The 20,684-nt window shown below is 50.1% G+C and carries 16 protein-coding genes; 8 read left to right on the top strand and 8 right to left on the bottom strand.

All coding sequences use genetic code 11. The annotated features are described in order from the left end of the window. Window position 1 precedes the first annotated feature (1 nt). Complete coding sequence (locus DC20_RS06630; protein WP_062543110.1) at window positions 2–1,183, top strand: NRAMP family divalent metal transporter; 1,182 nt, start codon at window positions 2–4, stop codon at window positions 1,181–1,183. A 272-nt stretch (window positions 1,184–1,455) separates the two neighbouring features. On the opposite strand, the gene DC20_RS06625 is transcribed toward DC20_RS06630, so the two are convergent. Then, entirely contained in the window at window positions 1,456–4,653 is a 3,198-nt protein-coding gene (locus DC20_RS06625) for a VPS10 domain-containing protein (protein ID WP_062543109.1), read from the bottom strand. A 326-nt stretch (window positions 4,654–4,979) separates the two neighbouring features. Between DC20_RS06625 and DC20_RS06620 the strand changes: the two genes are divergently transcribed. After that, window positions 4,980–7,775 carry a TonB-dependent receptor gene (locus DC20_RS06620; protein ID WP_062543108.1) on the top strand — a complete coding sequence of 932 codons (2,796 nt, stop codon included), beginning with the start codon at window positions 4,980–4,982 and terminating at the stop codon, window positions 7,773–7,775. A 274-nt stretch (window positions 7,776–8,049) separates the two neighbouring features. Next, the gene (locus DC20_RS06615) at window positions 8,050–10,197 is read left to right on the top strand and encodes a sensor histidine kinase (protein ID WP_245652310.1); all 2,148 of its coding nucleotides are present in this window, start codon (window positions 8,050–8,052) and stop codon (window positions 10,195–10,197) included. A gap of 56 nt (window positions 10,198–10,253) precedes the next feature. On the opposite strand, the gene DC20_RS06610 is transcribed toward DC20_RS06615, so the two are convergent. Together DC20_RS06610 and DC20_RS22315 are read right to left on the bottom strand one after the other, a co-directional pair. Next, window positions 10,254–10,970: a YqjF family protein gene (locus DC20_RS06610; RefSeq protein WP_062543107.1), complete on the bottom strand. Its 717-nt coding sequence runs from the start codon at window positions 10,968–10,970 to the stop codon at window positions 10,254–10,256. Window positions 10,971–11,077: 107 nt separating this feature from the next. Continuing rightward, window positions 11,078–11,176, bottom strand: a complete 99-nt coding sequence (locus DC20_RS22315; protein ID WP_071885391.1) for a DUF1731 domain-containing protein — start codon at window positions 11,174–11,176, stop codon at window positions 11,078–11,080. A gap of 169 nt (window positions 11,177–11,345) precedes the next feature. Between DC20_RS22315 and DC20_RS06605 the strand changes: the two genes are divergently transcribed. After that, complete coding sequence (locus tag DC20_RS06605; RefSeq protein WP_062543106.1) at window positions 11,346–12,224, top strand: c-type cytochrome; 879 nt, start codon at window positions 11,346–11,348, stop codon at window positions 12,222–12,224. 2 nt (window positions 12,225–12,226) lie between these two features. Continuing rightward, window positions 12,227–12,793 (top strand): cupin domain-containing protein, encoded by a 567-nt coding sequence (locus DC20_RS06600; protein ID WP_062543105.1) that lies wholly within the window; start codon window positions 12,227–12,229, stop codon window positions 12,791–12,793. Between the two features lie 12 nt (window positions 12,794–12,805). Here DC20_RS06600 and DC20_RS06595 read toward each other — a convergent pair whose 3' ends face one another. After that, window positions 12,806–13,342: a dihydrofolate reductase family protein gene (locus DC20_RS06595; RefSeq protein WP_062543104.1), complete on the bottom strand. Its 537-nt coding sequence runs from the start codon at window positions 13,340–13,342 to the stop codon at window positions 12,806–12,808. A gap of 201 nt (window positions 13,343–13,543) precedes the next feature. Beyond that, window positions 13,544–14,167: a hypothetical protein gene (locus tag DC20_RS06590; protein WP_062543103.1), complete on the bottom strand. Its 624-nt coding sequence runs from the start codon at window positions 14,165–14,167 to the stop codon at window positions 13,544–13,546. A 120-nt stretch (window positions 14,168–14,287) separates the two neighbouring features. On the opposite strand from DC20_RS06590, the gene DC20_RS06585 reads away from it, so the two are divergent. From DC20_RS06585 to DC20_RS06575, 3 genes are all read left to right on the top strand, one after another. Next, window positions 14,288–14,962, top strand: a complete 675-nt coding sequence (locus tag DC20_RS06585; RefSeq protein ID WP_062543102.1) for a hypothetical protein — start codon at window positions 14,288–14,290, stop codon at window positions 14,960–14,962. Further along, window positions 14,931–16,019 carry a sensor histidine kinase gene (locus DC20_RS06580; protein WP_062543101.1) on the top strand — a complete coding sequence of 363 codons (1,089 nt, stop codon included), beginning with the start codon at window positions 14,931–14,933 and terminating at the stop codon, window positions 16,017–16,019. Before DC20_RS06585 ends, DC20_RS06580 begins: the two co-directional genes overlap by 32 nt. Window positions 16,020–16,117: 98 nt before the next feature. Then, complete coding sequence (locus DC20_RS06575; protein ID WP_062543100.1) at window positions 16,118–17,038, top strand: M90 family metallopeptidase; 921 nt, start codon at window positions 16,118–16,120, stop codon at window positions 17,036–17,038. A 295-nt stretch (window positions 17,039–17,333) separates the two neighbouring features. Here DC20_RS06575 and DC20_RS06570 read toward each other — a convergent pair whose 3' ends face one another. The 3 genes from DC20_RS06570 to DC20_RS06560 all read right to left on the bottom strand — a co-directional run bounded on the left by DC20_RS06570 (window position 17,334) and on the right by DC20_RS06560 (window position 20,603). After that, window positions 17,334–18,695: a glycoside hydrolase family 140 protein gene (locus DC20_RS06570; protein WP_062543099.1), complete on the bottom strand. Its 1,362-nt coding sequence runs from the start codon at window positions 18,693–18,695 to the stop codon at window positions 17,334–17,336. Between the two features lie 7 nt (window positions 18,696–18,702). Then, entirely contained in the window at window positions 18,703–19,059 is a 357-nt protein-coding gene (locus DC20_RS06565) for a YciI family protein (protein WP_062543098.1), read from the bottom strand. A 149-nt stretch (window positions 19,060–19,208) separates the two neighbouring features. Next, window positions 19,209–20,603 (bottom strand): MATE family efflux transporter, encoded by a 1,395-nt coding sequence (locus DC20_RS06560; RefSeq protein ID WP_062545841.1) that lies wholly within the window; start codon window positions 20,601–20,603, stop codon window positions 19,209–19,211. Window positions 20,604–20,684: the final 81 nt, after the last annotated feature.

Here is a 20,684-nt window from a genome sequence, read left to right as displayed (position 1 = left end):
TATGAAACAACCCAGAAACTGGAGTGTGCTCTTAGGTGCCGCTTTTTTGATGGCCACCTCGGCCGTAGGTCCGGGCTTCTTAACCCAAACCACCGTTTTCACGCAAAGCCTGGGCGCCAGCTTCGGGTTTGTGATTTTGCTTTCCATTCTGCTGGACATTGGCGTGCAACTGAACGTTTGGCGGGTGATTGCTATTTCAGAAAAACGGGCGCAGGATATTGCCAATGCGGTGCTGCCCGGCTTGGGTGGATTCATCGCCTTCCTGATTGTACTGGGCGGCTTTGCCTTTAACATCGGGAACGTAGGGGGCGCAGGTTTGGGCCTCAATGTGCTCACCGGCCTCTCCGTGGAAACGGGTGCCATTATCTCGGCGGCAGTGGCCATCGCCATCTTTCTGGTGCGTGAAGCCGGAAAGCTGATGGACCGTTTTGCCCAGATCTTGGGTGGGCTCATGATTGGTTTGATTCTGTACGTGGCCTGGGTTTCCTCGCCGCCCGTGGCCGAAGCTGCCATCAGAACCTTCGCCCCGGAACAGATAAGCTTTGCCGCCATTATTACCTTGGTGGGCGGAACGGTAGGCGGCTACATCACCTTCGCGGGTGGGCACCGGTTGCTGGATGCGGGGATTAAAGGAAGAGAAGCTTTGGGCCAGGTAACCACAAGTGCGGTTTCAGGAATTACGCTGGCTTCCGTTATCCGCATTTTTCTGTTTCTAGCTACATTGGGCGTGTTACAAAGCGGGAATGTGCTGAACCCTGAGAATCCACCGGCCTCTGTATTTGAACTAGCAGCCGGCACCATTGGCTACAAGCTGTTTGGCATCATGATGCTGTCGGCGGCCATCACTTCTGTAGTAGGCTCGGCGTATACATCGGTTTCTTTCATCAAGTCTTTTCACCCAGGCATCGCCCGAAACGAGAACTGGTTCATCATTGGGTTCATTCTTATATCCACGGTGATTTTTGTGTCTATCGGTAAGCCGGTGATGTTGCTGGTGTGGGCTGGTTTGCTGAACGGTTTTGTATTACCCATTACCCTAGGCACCATACTTGTGGCGGCGCACAAGAAGAGTGTTATGGGCGATTACGAGCACCCGAAGCTGTTAACCTTATTTGGGTTGCTGGTGGTGTTGATTATGACCTGGATGGCAGGTGATACCTTGCTGCAGCAGATTAAAGGTTGAATGGGATAACTGCGGCTTCCATTTCAAAGCTGTTTTCACAAAAGGAAGTTTAAAACGGAGCGGTCTTGACGTAAATCAACCAAAAGAGCTTGCCTAGTAGGACAAGCTCTTTTGGTTGTCTCCTGCATCGAGCTAAACAACTAACGGCGAAAACGTTGAAGTAACGGCCTGTCTAGTTAGCCCACAAGACCCTTTCAGAATGACAAAAAGAGGGAAGATTCAAACGAACTCTTCCTCTTTTTGAATTCTCTCCTTTCAAGTAGACCTGAAATCTACAGGAGCGTGATTTTCTGTAGTTGGGCTTGGTTGCAGAGTTGGTTGAAAGCGGCAATGTCTTTCTGCACCAATTCCGTCATTTGGCCTTTGTACTTCTGCCAATCGGTTTGGAGTGCTTTTAATCTTTCTTGCTGACCTTGGGTTACATACGGAATGCTTACGTCCAGTTCACCTTTCAGGAACAGGTAATTGGCGCTTAGCTTGTTCACGAAGTTAATCACGTCATCAGTAGCCTGTGATTTGTTTTGCACCAGCTCGTCTTCCCAGGCATCCATTTTCTTGATGAGCGCATTGCCTTCGGTTTTAATCTTCTCATACCCGGGTTTCCCCTCCAGAAGCGACAACAGGGAAGATACCTGTTGCTTGGCCCGGCGCATTTGCTGCACTGAAAGGTGAATATCTTTTATGTCCTGCTCCACAGCAGTAAGTACCGTGTGTTGCTGCTGGTAATCGGCTTCAGAGGCGTTAAGGCGTGGGTCGGCAAGAACTTTGAAAGAGATGGCTTTCTCCTGATCCTGCGTTTTCAGGCGGGCCTGGTAGGTGCCGGGGGCAACTTTGTGCCCCTGGTAGTTTCCTTCAATGAAAACGGGTGCCACACCGGGTAATGTGGCGTGCCGCAAGTCCCATACCAGGCGGTTCAGGCCGGACTTGGTGCTCAGGACGGGTTCTTCCTCTGGTCCTCCCAGGTAAGTCACAAAGGTCTTATCGCCTTGGTTGCTGTAGGTTCTAACCACCTTCCCCTGGGCATCCAGAATCTCCAGTTCTAACGTGGCGTCTTTCTGGAAAGACGCCGGAACCTGGTAGTACAACACCACCCCGCTGGCTGGGTTGGTGCCGGTGAAAGTGGGTTTGCCATACGTGCTGGCTCCTTCCTCAGGGTTTTGGTCAAAGCTGCTGCCTCCAGATACCCGGTAAGCATCTTCGGGTTGGTACAGGTGCAGGGTTTGGGCGGAAGGCTTTTGGTCAAAGGTACGCAGCATGTTCAGGTCATCCAGAATCCAGAAGGAGCGTCCTTGCGTGGCGGCAATCAGGTCGTTCTGGTGCACTTTCAAATCAGAGATGGGAGTTACCGGGAGGTTGCTCTGAAAGCGCGTCCATTGCTTGCCTCCGTCATAAGAAATGTAAAGCCCCGTCTCAGTACCAGCAAACAACAGATCTTTGCGCTGGCTGTCTTCCCGCACTACTTTGGTGAAGGCACCGTACGGAATGCCTTTGGAGATATTCTTCCAGGACTTGCCGTAATCAGTGGTTTTGTAGAGCGCGGGCGTAAAATCATTGAACTTGTAGCGGGTGGTAGCAAGGTAAGCCGTGCCTTTCTCATGCGGCGATACCTCAATGCTGTTAATCAGGCTTTCTTCCAGACCTTTTGGCGTCACATTCTGCCAGGTTTTTCCTCCGTCGCGGGTAAGATGCACCAAGCCGTCATCGGAACCGGTCCAGAGAAGTCCTTTTTCTGAGGGAGATTCTACCACGTAAGAGATTGTGCCGTAGTTCTCGCCCCCGGCGCCCTCGTTCGTGTAGGGCGTACCGCTCCAGCCCATTTTCTTTTCCTCATGGCGGGTCAGATCCGGTGATACCACCTCCCAGGTTTTACCCAGGTCAGTTGTTTTGAACAGTTTGTTGGCGGCGTGGTAAAAAGTGCCTTTCTCATGCGAGGAGTGAATGATGGGCGCGTTCCAGTTGAAACGGTACTTCATGTCCTTCGGCTGAAGGGCCATGTACTGGATGGGCGCAATCATGATGGGTTTGCCTTCTTTCAGTTCGGTATCCAATACTTCAATGGTGCCCTGGTAGCTGCCGCCCAACACGTAGCGCGGGTTATTGGGATCAAAGGCCAGAAAAGCACTCTCGCCCCCGGCGCTGGCAGTCCAGTCCCGGTCTCCGATGCTGCTCCCTGACAGGTTCCGGCTGGAGATTTTCACCGAGGTATTGTCCTGCTGCCCGGCGTAAATGTTATAGGGGAAAAGGTTGTCTGTGTTGATGCGGTAAAATTGCGCCGTGGGCATGTTGTTCTGGGTAGACCAGATCTTGCCGCCGTTGAAGGTTACCGCCGCGCCACCGTCATTGGCGATGACCATGTTCTGGCTGTTCTTGGGGTTGAACCAGAGGTGGTGAAAATCACTGTGGGTACCACGCAGTTGGGTCCAGGTTTTGCCACCGTCAGTAGATTTCAGGCCCGGGCCGTTGAGTACGTACACGGTGTTTTCCTGCAGCGGATCAGCGAAGACCTCAATGTAGTACCACGCACGCTGAGTAAGCCGGTGGTCTTTGCTCACGCGGTTCCAGTGCTGTCCGCCGTCATTGCTCATGAACAAACCGCCCTGTTCTTTCTGCGTGTCGCTCTCCACCAAAGCGAACACTTTTTCAGAATTCGCCCTTGAAACGGAAACGCCTATTTTGCCCAACTCTGCCGGTAACCCATTTTGTATTTTGTTCCAGGTCTCTCCCCCGTCTACCGACTTGTACAGTCCGCTGCCTTTGCCACCGCTGCGTACTTCCCACGGCAAACGGCGGTGGTCCCACATAGATGCATAGAGAACCCTTGGGTTGTTCAGGTCCATGCTCAGGTCAGCAGCGCCGGAGTTCTCATCTACAAACAAAGTCTTCTTCCAGGTTTTGCCGCCATCAATAGACTTGTACACCCCGCGCTCGGCGTTAGGTCCGTGCAAAGCGCCTTGTGCCGCCACGTACACAATGTCTGGATTGGTAGGGTGAATGCTGATGCCCGCAATATGCCGGGTCTGGTCCAGGCCCAGGTGGGTCCAGGTTTTGCCTCCGTCTACAGATTTGTACACTCCGTCTCCATAAGTGGTCATGACGCCGCGTGGTGCGTGCTCGCCCATGCCCACGTACACCACGTTCGGATCAGATTCTGAGACGGAGACTGCCCCTACGGAGCTGGTTTTAAAGAACCCGTCTGAGATGTTGAACCAGCTTTGGCCGGCATCCTCGGTTTTCCATAATCCGCCCCCGGTGGTGCCCATGTAATACACCAACGGGTTGTTGATCACTCCAGACGCCGCCACCGAACGGCCACCTCTAAAGGGACCTATGTTGCGCCACTGCACTGGTTTGAAGTAGTCATTAGGCGTGACTTCCTGGACTTGAGCTGCTTTGGCTTTTTGTTTTTGCTGAGCCTGTGCCCAAGGCGTGGCAGCAGATAAAAGGAGCGCGAGGTAGAACGTTTTGCGCATGACAGATGGGTGAGTTAAAAGTTGAGAAGCTTAAATATAATCTGCCGCCGCGAATAACCTGCAGCCATTATTTAAAATCATGGTCTGTAGGTCAAGGCATCTGTCCTGTGCAAGTCGTGCAGTGTCCTAACAATAAAATAACCTGTTTATGAGAGCTTCTCATTTTAGACCTGTTTTCCCAAAAACGGTTTGTTAACAGCAGAATACCAAATGTTAATCTTTGTTAAAAGTCAAAAGCAGAGCAAGGGCCTGTGGTATAATTTCTTTAACATTATACCAGGTACTACTACCCAAGCCAATTCCTGTTTAACCTTTCCTGATAGCGCATGAGGTCACTTTTACCCGCCTTTTTTGTCCTGTTTTTCACCTGCTTGTCCACGGTCTCTTTTGCCCAAAACCAGAAAGGCGAGGTGAAAGGAAAACTCTGGGATGCTACCCACAAAGAGGTTTTGTCCTACGCCACCATTGCGGTTTACACAGCGCAGGATACAACCTTGGTGACCTTCAGGGTGAGCGATGAGAAAGGAAACTTCCGGGTGCCGGGTTTGGCGCTAAACCAGCCCCTCCGGATTGTGATTACCATGACCGGGTTCAAGGTTTTTCGGAAGGAGTTCACCTTAACATCAGGCAACGCAAACCTGGACTTAGGACAAGTGGAAATGACGCAGTCTGATAACCTGTTGGGGGAGGTAATTATCACGTCTGAAGCTCCGCCGATCATTGTCCGAAAAGACACGCTGGAGTTCAATGCCAATTCCTTTAAGACCCTGCCCACCGCCTTGCTGGAGGACCTCTTGAAGAAGCTGCCGGGTGTGACGGTAGACGGCTCGGGCAACATCGCGGTGAATGGAAAGTCGGTGAACAAGATTCTGGTAGACGGGAAAGAGTTCTTCGGGAATGACCCTAAAGTAGCCTCAAGAAACCTGCCCGCCGACATGATTGAAAAGGTGCAGGTGGTAAATGACCCAGACGCGCTCAGAAGAGACCCAGACATGCCAGTAAATGAAATCCCGCAGGTGATCAACCTCAAACTAAAGAAAGGGATCAAACAAGGAGCCTTCGGGAAAGTGTACGCGGGGACGGGCTCAGACAGCCGGTACGAAGGCGGCGGCATTCTCAACGTTTTCAGAGATACTACCCAGATCAGCTTGCTGGGTTATTCCAATAACTTAAACAAACCGGCCTTTGGGTTTGAGGACATTTCCAGAATTGGAGGCTTCAGCCGCAGCGGCATGAACACTATTATGGTTAGGAGCGACGGTGGCTTTGCGGTGAACGGCATCTCATTTGGCGGAACTGAAGACGGCATTCAGCGGTCTAGTGGGGCAGGCGGAAACTTCAACACCTTGCTAAAGGGTGACGTGAAAGTGAACCTGCAGTACTTCTTTGGGGGCATTGACGCAGATTTAAACCAGGTGGTTAACTCCACCCAAAACCTGCGGAATGACACGCTCATTTCGCGCCGCAACCGGAACCAGGAAAGCAGCAACCAAAGCCACAGAATTGGCGGACGGCTAGACTGGAAGATTGATTCGGTGACCAACCTCAGTTTCTCGCCCAGTGTGGTGTTGGCGCAGAGTGCGGCAGAGCAGGGGCTTTTCACCAATACCTTCCGCAGTTTCTATGAGCCGCTCAACACCAGTGATAACCAACAGATGCTGGAGAACCGCACCATGACGTACTCGGGGAATCTCTCCTTTGACCGAAGCTCGCGCAAAAAGAAAGGACGCCAGTTCAACTTCTACGGAACCTACAACATCAATGACGGCGACCAGGACCAATACTATCTGGTAGATAGCTACTTCTTCGGCCTGAACCCTTATAATGAAACGCTGGACCAATTGCGAGACAACGTGGTCACCAACCGGGCCATCAATACTTCTTTTTCTTACACAGAACCTTTCAGTAAAACGCTAAGCGGAGTGGTCAGGGTGAACTCAGAATACTTCAGAGACAGAAACCGCATTAATACGTTTGACCTGGCTGGCGAAGCAACAGTGCCTCCGGTGTTGCTTCCGGCGCTCTCAGATGAGGTGGAAAGAAGCGGCTGGCGCAACTACGTGACTACCGGGGTGAAATGGAAAATCAAGGACTTGACCTTGCAGCCGGGCGTGCGGTTTACGTTGCTCAACATTGAGAACTCCTTCCAGAAAATACAGCCCATCGATCAAAGATACTTCTATGCGTTTCCGTCTTTGATTGCCAACTGGAAAGACTTCAACTTCAGTTACAACGTAAACGTGCGGGAGCCATCGGCGGCAGATCTGCAGCCGGTCACCGACCAGTCCAATCCCTTGTTCATACAGTTCGGGAACCCGGGGTTAACCCCTACTATCTCCAACTCGGTGAACCTGCACTTCCGGAAGTTTGACACCAAGCGGTCCATCAACTATTGGGCGTACCTGTCGGGAAGTTACAGCCAGGATGCCGTGACCCGCGCCAGAACCGTCAATGAAACCACCGGCCAGCAGACCACCCGCCCCGTAAATACCGATGGAAACTGGCAACTGAACGCAAACACAGACATCAACAAAGACTGGAAGTTTGACGGCAAAAAGCAATTCTCGTTAACAGCCTCGTTGTGGATGAACTACGTGCGCACCCTAATTATTCTGAATGAGACCCAAAGCTATGGGCAGTCCTTCTCCGTGAACCCCAGCCTGAACGTCCGGGTCAACCTGAACGACAAGCTTGAATTCAGTGAGCAGCTGACTATTGGGAGCCGCCGCAGCGTGTATGAAGACAACACGTTCCAGGACATCAGCTTTACCACCCGCACATCCAGAACCGGAGTGGTGGTGCGGGTGCCTAAAAGGATTGTGTGGGAAGCCAACTTTGATTATACCTACAACTCCAACGTGGCGCCTGGCCTCCGGAAAGACGTAAGCCGCCTGAACGCGGGTGTCACGTTCCTGTTCATGAAAAACGACCGGGCTCAGTTGAAACTATCCGTGTATGATTTGCTGGACCAGAACATTAGTGCCTACCGCAGCATCAGGGAGAACTTTGTAGAGGATTTCCAAACCCAGGTGCTCACCCGCTACGTGCTGCTCACGTTCACTTACAACATCCGCAATTTTGGTGGTAAAGTGGGAGGTACCAATACGTTCTTCCGGTTTTAAGAACCTGAAGTGACTCTTTAAGCAGTTAGCCTAGGGCGAAGCTTCCTGGGCCAGCTGCTTAAGGGGCGAAACCCGTAACTAATTAGAGCCTGTTTCTGTAAAGGAGCCCTGAAATGCAGGGTTCCTTTTGTTTTATAGCCCTGCTTGCCCGGATAGGGCAGAATTGCGTATTTACACAAAAAGCTTTTACGTATTTCTATCTTATTCCCGTAAGACAAAGTGCCGGAAAGTTCTTAAATAGCCGCTTTCTGAAAATACCCTTAATTCTTCTGTTATGTCGCACCAGTACAAAGCCGAAACCACGTCAGACGCACGCACTATTTTCCAGCAAGGCGGAGAGATGGGGCAACTGATGCGCGCCTATGACTGGGAAAACCACCCCTTGGGAAATCCGGGCCATTGGCCCCAGAGCTTGAAGGCCAACATCAGGCTATTGCTTAACTCTGGCTTCCCTATGTTCATCTGGTGGTCAAATGGGTTATATGCCTTCCACAATGATGCTTATCTGCCTGCTTTGGGTCAGAAACACCCGTCTGCCCTGGGCGCCTCTGCCCGAAACATTTGGGCCGAGATCTGGAACGAAGTAGGAGGGGTGGCAGAAGCTATTCTGGCGGGAGGCAAACCCTTCTATGCAGAGGGCTTGCTCCTGTACTTAGAGCGGAAAGGCTTCAAAGAAGAAACCTACTGGACTTTCTCCTACAGCCCTGCCTTTGACGACGAAGGACAAGCTGCCGGGGTGTTTTGCGCCTGTTCTGAGGAAACCAGCACCATTCTGGGCCAGCGTCGCCTCAAAGCCCTCAAAGATATTTCTGATGCGCTGCCGCAGATCCAGGGCCTAAACCAAGCCTGCCAAACCACCTGCGACATTCTGGCCCAAAACCAAAGTGATATCCCGTTCAGCCAGATCTACCTCCTGAACAGGACCGAAACAGAGGTAACCCTGCTTGGCCAATCGGGGAAAGTACCGGTGCAGATGGCGGAGGTGATGGTGCTTGAAGAGCACGAAGTCCAAAGCCAATGGCCTTTCTCAGAAGTGCAGCACTCCAAGAAAAGCCTGGTGCTGGAAGACCTACAGGCCTTTGGGTTTCCGGCGCACCAGAATGGAAGCGAGGTGGGACCCAAGCAAGCTATCATTCTTCCCATCTTCCGGCCGGGCCAGGACCAGCTCATTGGGTTCTTTGTTTCGGGCATCAGCCCCCAGCTGGAATATGATACGGATTACCGCAACTTCCATGACCTGTTAGCAGGCCAGATTGCCACGTCCATCTCCAGCGTGCAAACCCGTGAAGAGGCTGCCCGCCAGCAGGCCGAGTTACGCGATCTGTTTAACCAGGCACCGGTTGCGATCTGTATTTTGCGCGGCCCTCTACATGTGGTAGAGCTAGCCAACCCGGGTATCTGTGAACTTTGGGGAAAGAAGCAGGAAGACGTGCTACGAAAGCCTATCTTGGAAGCCCTGCCCGAGGTAAAAGACCAAGGCATCAAGGAACTGCTGGACGGCGTGTATACCACAGGAATTCCGTACGTGAACAACGAGTTAGCCGTACTGCTGGAGCGCAACGGGAAACTGGAGCCAGTGTACGTCAGCTTTGTGTACCATCCTATGCGTGATGCCCAAGGCACCATCATTGGGGTTATTGCCGTAGCTGTTGGCATAAATGAACAGGTGGAAGCCCGCCAGCAAATAGAAGTAAAAAACCGCGAGTTACTGGCCATCAATGCAGATCTGGACAATTTTGTGTACTCCGCTTCGCATGACCTGAAGGCGCCTATCTCCAACATTGAAGGGCTGGTAGAAACGTTGGTAGAACTGCTGCCCCATGAGATTCAGCAACAGGAAGTGGTGCAGCGGGTGCTCAAGCTAATGCATGCCTCGGTAAACCGATTTAAAAGGGCCGTTGCAGATTTAACAGAAGTAGCCAAGATTCAGTGGGAGGCTGGCGAAGACATTACCTCTATTGACCTCCCCGAGGTGGTGGCAGATGTGCAGCTTGATTTTGAGAACATGATCAACAGCACCGGCGCTAGGGTTGAAACCCACTTTGCCCCAGACTCTTCTGTCAAGTTCTCGGCGCAAAACGTGCGCAGCATTGTTTACAATCTGTTCAGCAACGCCTTGAAATACCGTTCTCCTGACCGCACCCCAGAAATCAAAATCACCACTGAAATTACCCCTGGCTACCTGATCTTGTCGGTTTCTGACAACGGCTTGGGATTGAAGTCTGAAGACAAGGGCAAGGTATTCTCCATGTTCAAGCGTCTGCATGACCACGTGGAAGGTACCGGAATTGGCCTCTACATTGTGAAGCGGATTGTGGAAAACGCCGGTGGCAAAATTGAGCTGGAAACCGAACATGACCAAGGTTCTACCTTCAGGGTCTTCTTCAAAAGGCAGAAAGCAGAAGTATCCGTGATGAAATGAGAACGGCTACGGAAGACAGAACACTTTATGCCTGTTTTCTGAAAAATAGCCTGAAATCATCTGGTGAGTGTTTCCCCTTCTTTGATGAAAATCTCTGATCCTTCCGCCAGGAAAACTGATAGCGGAGTAGCTTTTTGTAAGTAACTAAAATCTGGACCATACAACGCCTCAAAGTCTACGGAGACGCTGTGTTCTTTTACCGGATAGACCTGCCACCGTGGGTGCCCTACTTCATAAGCAGAGGTTTCGCGGTCATTGATTTTGGTGTAGCCCCAATAATGCTCCGTGATAAACTCTTCTTCGCTTTCAGGGGCAATGGATTGGGGAGCAGCCTCTGCCAGTACGCTGAGAGAATGCCACCTCTGTTTCTTCCAGCGGTACTCAATGGCGAGGCCATTGGGCTTTGTCTCCCAGGAATGCTGCATGGGCATGGTCTTATACTTCTCGCCGTAGAGCGTGTTGGCCACCAAAGTGATGGCAGGTTTTGGAACGATCTCCCTGATGAAAACCACTCCTCTTTTGTAAACGCCCTGCTCCAAATGCTTCACGTAAAAGCGCAGGTTCACTTCCTCAAAGTTTGTATGAAACGGAACAGGAATACCCTTGATTTTGGTGTTCAGGAACATAAACCCAATCAGGCTCACATAGCAGGTGCCGTTCCATAGGTCAAGCTCTGTCTGGGCTGGAAGATACCTGGTGAGTAACTGAGGGTCTATGGCGTAATTGACCATGATGAGCTTGCGCCACTCGGCCGTTAAGAAAATCTTTTTCATAAGGGAGGTGCCTTGCGGTGTATCATTCTTTGGTTAGATAATGGAAAGAAGTGCCTAAGCCATAAAGGTCGTTTCGCAAGGCTTTTGGAATACACCCTCAAAACAAGTTACCGGGCACAAAGTTGTACCGCTTCTTCAATTGAAGGAACTTTGAAGACATAGCCCGCCTCTACTAAGCGCTTGGGAACCACCCATCGGCTTTTCATAAGCAGTTCTGTTTTTGTGCTTGGGGCCTTGGCGCTTCCCTCCACATCTTAGGGTAAGACAAAAATATGCAGGTAGTAATAGGGGAGACCCATAAGGTTTCATGTCTGAGGTAAAAAGCAGTAGTAGCTGATTTGCCAGTATTTGTCTACAAGAAACCACCTCCTGCACATGTTTAAGAAAATTCTGAAATGGACCTGCCTGGTTCTGGGTTCCCTTGTCTTGTTAGGGCTCCTTTTCTACTTCTATGCGTCTTTCACGGTAGCGCAACGAATGGAGAGAAAGTACTCCTTTGCACCAGAAAACATTGAGATAACACAAGACAGCGCCTTATTAAACAAGGGAGCGCACCTGGCCGTGATCAAAGGCTGCACCGATTGCCACGGCACCAACCTGGCCGGGAAAGTGATGATGAACGATAAAGCCCTTGGGCGGTTGGTCTCTTCCAATCTCACCAAAGGCGAAGGTGGTTTGCCAGCCAATTACAGCACATCAGACTGGGTACGGGCCCTTCGCCACGGGGTAGGCCAAGATGGTCTTCCGCTGCTGTTCATGCCCTCGCACGAGACCACTTTACTCTCTGAACAGGACATGGCTGCCATTATTGCCTATTGCCAGAACCTGGCCCCGGTCAACAATCCTTTACCTGTCTCGGACCTGGGGCCGGTGACCAAAGTGATGACCTACTTTGACAAGATGCCACTGCTTTCAGTAGAGAAGATTGACCATACCAAACCTATGGTGGCCAACGTGGAGAACGTAGAAGGAGCTGCCTTTGGAAAATACCTGGCGGTCTCCTGCACTGGCTGCCACCACGCCAACCTGCAGGGCGGTGATCCGGTAGCGCCAGGTTTTCCGCCGGTGCCAAATATCACCCGCTCCGGTCATGTGGGTAACTGGACCATAGCCCAGTTCATCCAGACCCTGCGCACCGGTAAGACCCCTGAAGGAAAAGTGCTGAGCAACGACAACATGCCCTGGAAAATGACCGCTCAGTACACTGATAAAGAACTGGCCTCCATTTACGAATACTGCCAATCTATTCAATAGCCATGCCTTTAGTATCCTCCCTGCCCAGAACCCTGACCAATCCGCTCATCAAGGATAAGGTCACTTTTCTGAAAACCGCTGCCGAAACGGACGGAGCTTACACCCTGGTAGAAGTAGAACTGGCACCTGGTGGCGGTAACGGCCTGCACTACCATGTAGATTACATAGAAATCTTTGAAGTGGTGGAGGGCACGCTAGGCATCCAATGCGGCAAAGAAGATTTGCACCTGCAACCCGGCGAAGTAGCCACTGCACCCGCTAAAACCGTGCACCGGTTCTACAACCCCAGCCAGCAAGAACGGGTTGTCTTCCAGACCACCATCAAGCCAGCTCGCCATTTTGAAGAAATGCTCCGGATCGCCTATGGCCTGGCGAATGATGGGAAAACTAACCAGAAAGGAATTCCCACCAGCATCTGGTACCTGGCCCTTCTGTTTGAAAAAGGCGAATCGTACATCCCCGGAATTCCTTTGTGGCTGCAACGTGGCATTGTGAAAGTTCTGGCCCGCATTGCCCGTTACAGAGGCATGGACCAGCACTTGCACAAGTATTACCTGGAGCAGCCTTAACAAATTGCCTTTCTAAACGCTGGTACGGCAGTCGTACCACAACTGAACCAATCCTGAGGCGAACGAGATGCTCTTTGTGAAGGTAAGGTACTGTTCAGGGCGACCATCTTTGAACAGCCGAATGCCGCTGCCCAACAGGTGGGGGATTACTGAAATGATGAGCTTGTCAATGAGTTGGTCTTTGAGCAAGGCCGCTACTACTTCACTACCGCCATCAAAGTAAATGTCTTTGCCGGGCTTCTGTTTTAAAGATGAGATGAGGTCTCTTAAGTCTCCGCCGTAAAACTCCACGTTCACGTCTTTCCCGGTTTTGGTTTTGGAGAGCACGTAACACTTTTTGTCTTTGTGCGGAAACTCAGGCATGCCAAAAGACAGTACTTTGTCATACGTTCTTCGGCCCCAGATTAAGGTATCTACTGTGTGCTGAAACGCATGGTAGCCGTAGTCCTCACCGGGCCTTTTCACCAGGCTCAGAAAATCAATGTTGTCGTCTTCTTTGGCAATGTAGCCATCCAAACTCATCGCAATGTAAAGAACTACTTGTCGCATGCAGTTATGGGGTTTTAAGGCCGTTTTTCAGAAAAGAGCACTATTGCCTAAATTTAAAAATAAGGTAATTGTCTGCTGCGTCAAGGTTGTAGTTTGCTATTGCAACCAGTTAAAGGCTTAAATTTTCATTAGTCTTGGGTATACTGTCATTGAGAAGGCTTACCATTAGAAATTAACCAGCCTTCGAATTGGTAGAAGGATTTACTCTTCAACAAAAGACCTGGGCGGAGAAGGATTTAATTCATATCCTGTTTTATCTGTAAATTTTCGGAATGATGGGTCACTTTGTTTGTTTGGCTCCATGTTACTAAGAAATATTTTATAGCTAATATACCTGTTCTTCGTTGTTGGAGAATAAGTAACATTTGGAGCAAACAGGACAGCTTTATGCGAGGCTTTTATAGAGTCGATTACACCATCAATATCTTTTTTGCTAATTCTGAGACTACTTAAGTATGTTTTAGGGCCGAGTTTTTTATTGCTTTTTTTGCCATTTAGTAATTCGATATTAGCTGGTCTTCCATTGTAATCTTTGCTTTTTCCTGACCATCCGTGTAATGTTAGAATATCTTGATTTATAATAAAAAATTGAAAATTTAAATCTTTGCCTTTCATGGCTTCAAATTTACTTGGTTCAATCCATAAGGTGTCTAAGCTTTCAATACCACTTATATCAATAGAACCTCTAGGAGTAATAGATGAAGGAGTATTGTCTGTTGGGGTGCTCTCTGACCCTGTATCGTTTTCCTTGTCGGTGCATGATGAAATTGGTAGAAAAACAATTAACCAACTAAAAACCGCTTTAAATAATACTTGCTTTACCATAAGATAGAAGATTTTATGATTATTTAAAAAAATAAAGATTCAATTTAACTTATCAAAGATAAAATGTAGTTTTATAAAAGCAACATCAGGGGAGAGGATTACCCACTTTTAGGTAGTAGAATGGATAAGCTACAACTAGTTTTTGATTGGTCTGAGGTGTGGGCAACGCTGATACCTCTTCTGGTTTTGACTTTTCGCAAAGATCAGCCATCACTGCTGAGACCTATTATCATTTACCTATGGGTAGCGCTATTTCTGTATTTAAGCGGAAACATCATCAGTGACTTTAAAGCTTACTTGCCGAGTTGGCTACAAGGCAACAACTTCCTGTACAACGTGCATTCTGTGGTGCGCTTTGTGTGCTTCAGTCACTTCTTCTTTCAACTACCACAGACCTCTTTCAGAACTATCAAAAGGTTCATACCCGTTATCTTCTTCCTGTTTGTCACAATAAACTTCAGTGCGTTTGAGAATTTCCTTGATCAAAACCAATTAAGTGGGAATCTGCTAACGGTTGAGGCTTTTTTGCTTTTGATTTACTGCATGTTGTTTTACCTAAGCTTGCTCAGGGAAGAAGAGGATTTAACCAGCAGTCAGGAATTTTGGGTAGTCACGGGGTTGAGCGCCTATGTAGTCATCAACTTCTTTGTTTTCCTGTTCTATGTGCCTTTACTCACGCAGAATGTTGAGTTAGCAATTCAAATCTGGAACGTACATAATATCGCGCATATCATCTTGTGTATCTTCATAGCCAAAGCCTTATATGAACCTATCGGAAGTAGACTTAGAGTATAGGATAATCATCGGGGTTTTGGCCATGGTAGTGCTGTTTACCGGCTTCCTGATCTCGTTCATTACCAGCCAGCGAAAGAAGCTGCAATACCATAAAGACTTGCAGGCCCTTCACCAGGAGCAGCAGCAACTGCTTACACAGCAAAATGTGTTGTTGGAACAACGGGTAAAAGAACGCACCCAGGAACTGTCTGAGCAGAAAGAAGCGCTACAGGCCTCACTTGCTGAATTACATTTGGCGCAGGCCCAGTTAGTGCAGCGGGAGAAAATGGCTGCTTTAGGAGAACTTACCGCCGGCATTGCCCACGAAATACAGAACCCCTTAAACTTCATAAATAACTTTTCTGAGGTAAGCACCGAGATTTTGGATGAAATTCTGGAAAGTACACTCAAAGACCTTCCGCCTAAGCAGCAAAAAGAGGCTATGGCCAACTTTGAAGAACTAAAGCAAAATCTGGTAAAAATCAGCAGTCATGGCAAACGAGCCGATTCCATAGTAAAAGGAATGTTGCAGCATTCGCGCACGAACAAAGGCCAGAAAGAACCTACTGACCTGAACATACTGGCCGACGAATTCTTCCGGCTTAGTTATCAAGGCTTGCGTACCAAAGACAAGACTTTCCAGGCAACCATGCAGACCAGTTTTGACGGGAGTATAGGCAAAATCAACATTGTGGCGCAGGACTTGGGAAGGGTGCTACTCAATTTATTCAACAATGCCTTTTATTCAGTAGCCGAGAAGAGAAAGAAGCACCAAAATGCAGATTTTGAACCTGCTGTTGTGCTGACTACAAAGAAACACGGCGATAAAGTAGAGGTCACCATCCGGGATAACGGAATGGGAATCCCTGCAGAAATTTTACAAAAGATCTTTCAGCCTTTTTATACCACTAAGCCTACGGGGCAGGGAGTGGGGTTGGGCTTATCATTGAGTTACGACATCATTAAAGCCCATGGCGGTGAACTCAAAGTAGACACCAAAGTAGGAGAGTTCGCCGAGTTTACCGTTCTTCTGCCAGTAGAGGTGAATCAGCCAAAGGTGTTACAAACCTCTGATTGATTCTTGACATTCAACCCTCTTTAGATTCCTTTCCAGACTCCAAAATCTTTCCTTTTGCTGAAGTATCTTTCCTGCCGCTTTCACGTTAGGTATGCCCTATGGGAATGATAGCTTTTATCGTATTTGTGGTGGTGATTTGTACCATCTTTATCAGGTGGGCAACGCGTAAAAGCCGGCGGCGGAAGAAAGTCATGGCGCAGGAGTTCCCGGCGGAGTGGCGCAAGATCCTCACCGACCGCGTGGGCTTTTATCATACCTTGAAGACCGATGACGAAAAGAACCGCTTCGAGAAAATGGTGCAGCTGTTTCTGTCAGAAAAACGCATTACAGGCATTGAAACCGTCATAGATGACACCACCAAACTCTTGGTTGCGTCCAGTGCCATCATCCCCATATTTGGCATACAGGATTGGGAGTACCAGAACCTGGGCGAGGTGCTGGTGTTCCCAGGCAGTTTGCAGCGGTTCAAAGACGAAGACAGCGAAGCCGTCTCAGAGGTATTAGGCCGCGTAAACCCGTTCCAGAACGACCACTACGTAACGCTCTCCAAACCCGCTTTGGAACGTGGTTTCAATGACATGGCCGACCGCCAGAACGTGGGCATCCATGAGTTCGCACACATGCTGGACCAAGCCGATGGCGAGATTGACGGAACCCCCGGCGCCTATTTACCTGATGAGTTGGTAAAGCCTTGGGAAGAGCTGCGGGACCGCAAAATCAAGGAAATCAAAAAAGGAGAATCAGACATTAACCCGTACGGTGCCACCAACGAGGCAGAGTTCTTTGCCGTATCTACCGAGTACTTCTTTGAGAAACCGGGCCAAATGGCCGAGAAGCACCCACGGCTGTACGCCATGCTCACCCGCATTTTCAAGCAGAACCCTAAACGCCGTTTCAGGCTTAATTTCAGGGAACTGCTTAACCCCTACGGCAAGCGCCTGGGCCGCAACGAACCATGCCCTTGTGGTAGCGGACAGAAGTACAAGAACTGCTGTTTGCCCAAGAAATCTGCGGCTTAATCAGCGAAGAGTTTTAGGCTAGATTCCACCTGCTTCCAGACACAGGTCAGCGGGGTGCTTTCCTTAATTCCATCAGCAGGGCTTCCCGCAGGTTTTCCTTGTTGCCGTCAGAATTTGGGTTAAATTGGTTTGTATTGCTCAGATGATAATGGTTTTGTTGGAATCAAGCATTCGCACCAACGCCAGGTTGTGGCCCAGAATGCCGCCTTTTCGCTTCATGAGCAGGGGTTTGGTAACCACGAAGGGATAGTTGTAGGTTCAGACGTGATGGTATCTGGCAGAGGGAGCAGTTTTCCTACCAGGGGAGTTTGTAGGGCGAGTTTACAGGCAGAAGGATTAAAACGAAGTCACTTCCTCTGCCTACAGACCAGGGAGTAAAGGTGGGTTGATCGGTGCGGTTGAATTCTCCTATTTTCTTACACTGCCCATCTCTGGGGTTAAACCAGTAAGCTTCCAGTTTGTTTGCCGGGAGTTTGGAGAGGTCCAGTTTTAGTTCTTTCCCCATGGGAGTGTAGGCCAGCAGGAAATCCTTTTGTTCGCCAATAGCTGCCACCTGGTGGGCTTCCCCTTCGGGATTGTTATTCAGAATCAGGGATTGGTCGTTGCGCAGTTGCTGCCACGGGAAAGCAGTAAATAACTTTTTCAGGAGCATGAGGTGGGTGGCGCCGGGAAGGTCTAAAGACGCTTGCCAGCTGGTCCTGGCCCAACTGATAGGACTTCGGTTGGCCTGGTACATCTGCCAGATGCCGTGGGCACCGTACGTGTACCCCGCCGCTCCGCTGAGCATGGTCCAATACGCAGAGGAGCGAACGTCTGAGGCATCCATCCAGCCAAACTCCTCGGGCTTGAACCGGTCGGGGTGGTCTTCATAGCGCGGTTCACCGTTGATCACGGGCCGGGTTGGCGTAACGGCGCGGCTGCTTCTGATAAACTTGAAATCATGGCTTAGCCGCTCATGCCCAGACTGGAACATGTCTAAGTCCAGCCAATCTTCATTAAAATGGTCGGTTGCTTTCTTTGCGCCGCTGGGGTGATAGGTAATGAGGTGTTTGGTGCCAACGCTCCTGATGCCCTGGGCCATGGCCCGGATGATCTGCCGGTCTTCCTCGTTTTCAGGCCAGCGGTCGCCGCCTAATATCCAGATGATGTTGTTCTGTTTCGCGTATCGTTTGGCTAAAATCTCTCCAAACTGTCTGGCGTTTTCAGGGGTGAAGATTTCAGGGCCCACGCCCCAGGCTTTATTGAATTTATCTCCCCAAGTGGGTAACAGGCCAATGTAAAGCCCCAGCTTTTCGGCCTTGTTCACCACGTAATCTACATGGTCAAAATACTTTTCATTCAGCTGCGTGGGATCTTGGTTAAGTAAGGGAAGGTGCCCGTAGGCATTGGGTGTTTTCAAGCCATCCAGCTCTGCCAATACCACCGTTTGGATGACGGTAAAACCTTTGCCCTCTCTGTCTCTGAGGTAAAGGTCTGCCTCTTCACGGTTTAACCTATGAAGTAACTCCCAGGCGGTGTCTCCCAGCCAGAAGAAAGGCTTGCCGGTTTGGGTTTCCAGGTACCGCTTATCTGCGCTGACTTTTAGCAGAGGCGTTTTCTGGCCATAAACACAAATCGAGCTTAAAACAAGAAGGAGAGGGAGCAGGATGCTTCTCATGCAGGCCTTACAGTTTCCCGGGTACGGCAATTTCGCGCACCTCTACGCTGGTGTTTTCGCCTTGTAAGATAGGGCATTCGCTTGCCAGAACAGAAGCCGCTTCTAGGTCCTGGGCGTACACCAGAATGTAACCTGCCACTGACTGCTGCTGAGCCGTATAAGGACCATCAGTTATTTCGTTATTGGATCTAAGCACCTTGCCTTCACGGGAGAAATGGTTTCCGCCGGGTGCCAGTACCTCCTGGTTTGATAGTTTGCTGATCCACGTGCTCCATTGCGCCAGGTAGGTCTGCAGGAGCTCGGGGGAAGGCTGCGCCTCTTCTGAGGTGATGTCCATTCTGAAAAGTAAGGAAAATTCTTTCATGCAGTTGATGAATGCTAGAGGTGAGGGGTAAAGCTAATATCAGAAATATGAACGATCATACAAGCTCCATCGCCCTTCTTCTGACAAGCATTTTAAGAGCATTTCTTAGGAAACAGCCTGAAAGCAGAAGCTTAGATGCGTTTTCAGCATTACACCTTTACCGTTTTCCAACGGCCTTTTCTGAAAAGCCACCAACTGATGAGCGCGTGCAAAGAGTGGCTGAAAGCAATGGTTACAAAGATGCCTGTTTGCTCGTAGCCCAGGTAAATGGCCAGCAGGTACGCCGCCGGTATTTCAAAAACCCAAAGCACCAGAATGTTGATGAAAGCGGGAGTTCTGGTGTCACCGGCGCCGTTGAAGGCCTGCACCATGACCATGCCCAACCCGAAGAACACATACCCCAGCGTGATGATCTTAAGGCCCTCTGAGGCAATGGCAATAACCTCGGGTTCCTGGGTGAAGAAGCGGGCCAGGTGCTCCCCGAACAGGAAAAACGCCAAGGTAGCTACCGCCAGAAAAATCATGTTGTACCGCGCCGTAAGCCACACAGATACTTCGGCCCGACGAGGTTTTCCTGCGCCCAGGTTCTGCCCTACCAACGTAGCTGCCGCCGAAGACAAGCCCCAGGCCGGCAGTAGCGTGAACATGATAATCCGGAAGGAAATGGTATACCCCGCCAAAGCATTGCTCCCGAACTCAGCAATGATGCGGGTCAGGAAAATCCAGCTGGCAGAATCAATCAGGAACTGGCCCATACCACCTACAGACACTTTCAAGATCCGGTACACCACTTTCGCGCGCAGCACCATGTTCTTCTTCGTGATTTTGAGCAAGTGCTTGCCGTTGAACAAGTGGTATAACTGGTAGCCTACGCCTAAGCTTCGGCTGATGGTAGTGGCCCAGGCGGCTCCGGCCAATCCTAATCCTTCTACCGGACCCAGTCCGAAAATGAGCAAGGGCGCCAGAAAGATGTTGATCCCGTTCGCGAACCACAGCGTGCGCATGGCCAGGTGCGGCTGTCCGGCTCCTCTAAACGCCCCGTTGATGAGAAATAGTAAGATAATGGCCAGGTTCCCCGCGAAGATGATGCGCGCATAGTCCACGCCTATGGAAAGCACCTCAGAAGAAGCACCCATGAGCCGGAGAATATCCTCGGCGAAGACAAACGTAATGGAGCCCATGAGCACCGCCAGCACAGCCCCGGTGACCAAAAGCTGGAACGTGGTGGTGCCTGCCTGCTTGAACTTCTTTTCGCCCACCCGGCGCGCCACCATCGCGGTACCAGCCATGCTAATACCCATGCCCACCGAGTACACAATCATGAGCACAGACTCGGTAAGGCCCACGGTAGCAATGGCCGCTGGTCCCAGCCGACCCACAAAAAAGATGTCTACCACCGCAAACAATGACTCCATGAGCATTTCCAGGATCATGGGTGTGGCCAGCAGCAAAATAGACTTCTTCAGGCTGAGGCGGGTATAGTCCTGCTCTATGCCTTTCACGGCATCCCAAATAAGCCTTGCGTACTCTCTTTTTGAACTCATTAGGGTAGAACCATAGGTAAACGGCATGACTGTAACAGGCAAAGAAAGCCTATGGTTGGCAAGTTAAGGTTACTTTTTCGT

This window comes from Rufibacter tibetensis (genome assembly GCF_001310085.1).
GTDB classification, from domain to species: Bacteria; Bacteroidota; Bacteroidia; order Cytophagales; family Hymenobacteraceae; genus Nibribacter; species Nibribacter tibetensis.
This window is presented reverse-complemented; position numbering and strand designations above follow the sequence as displayed.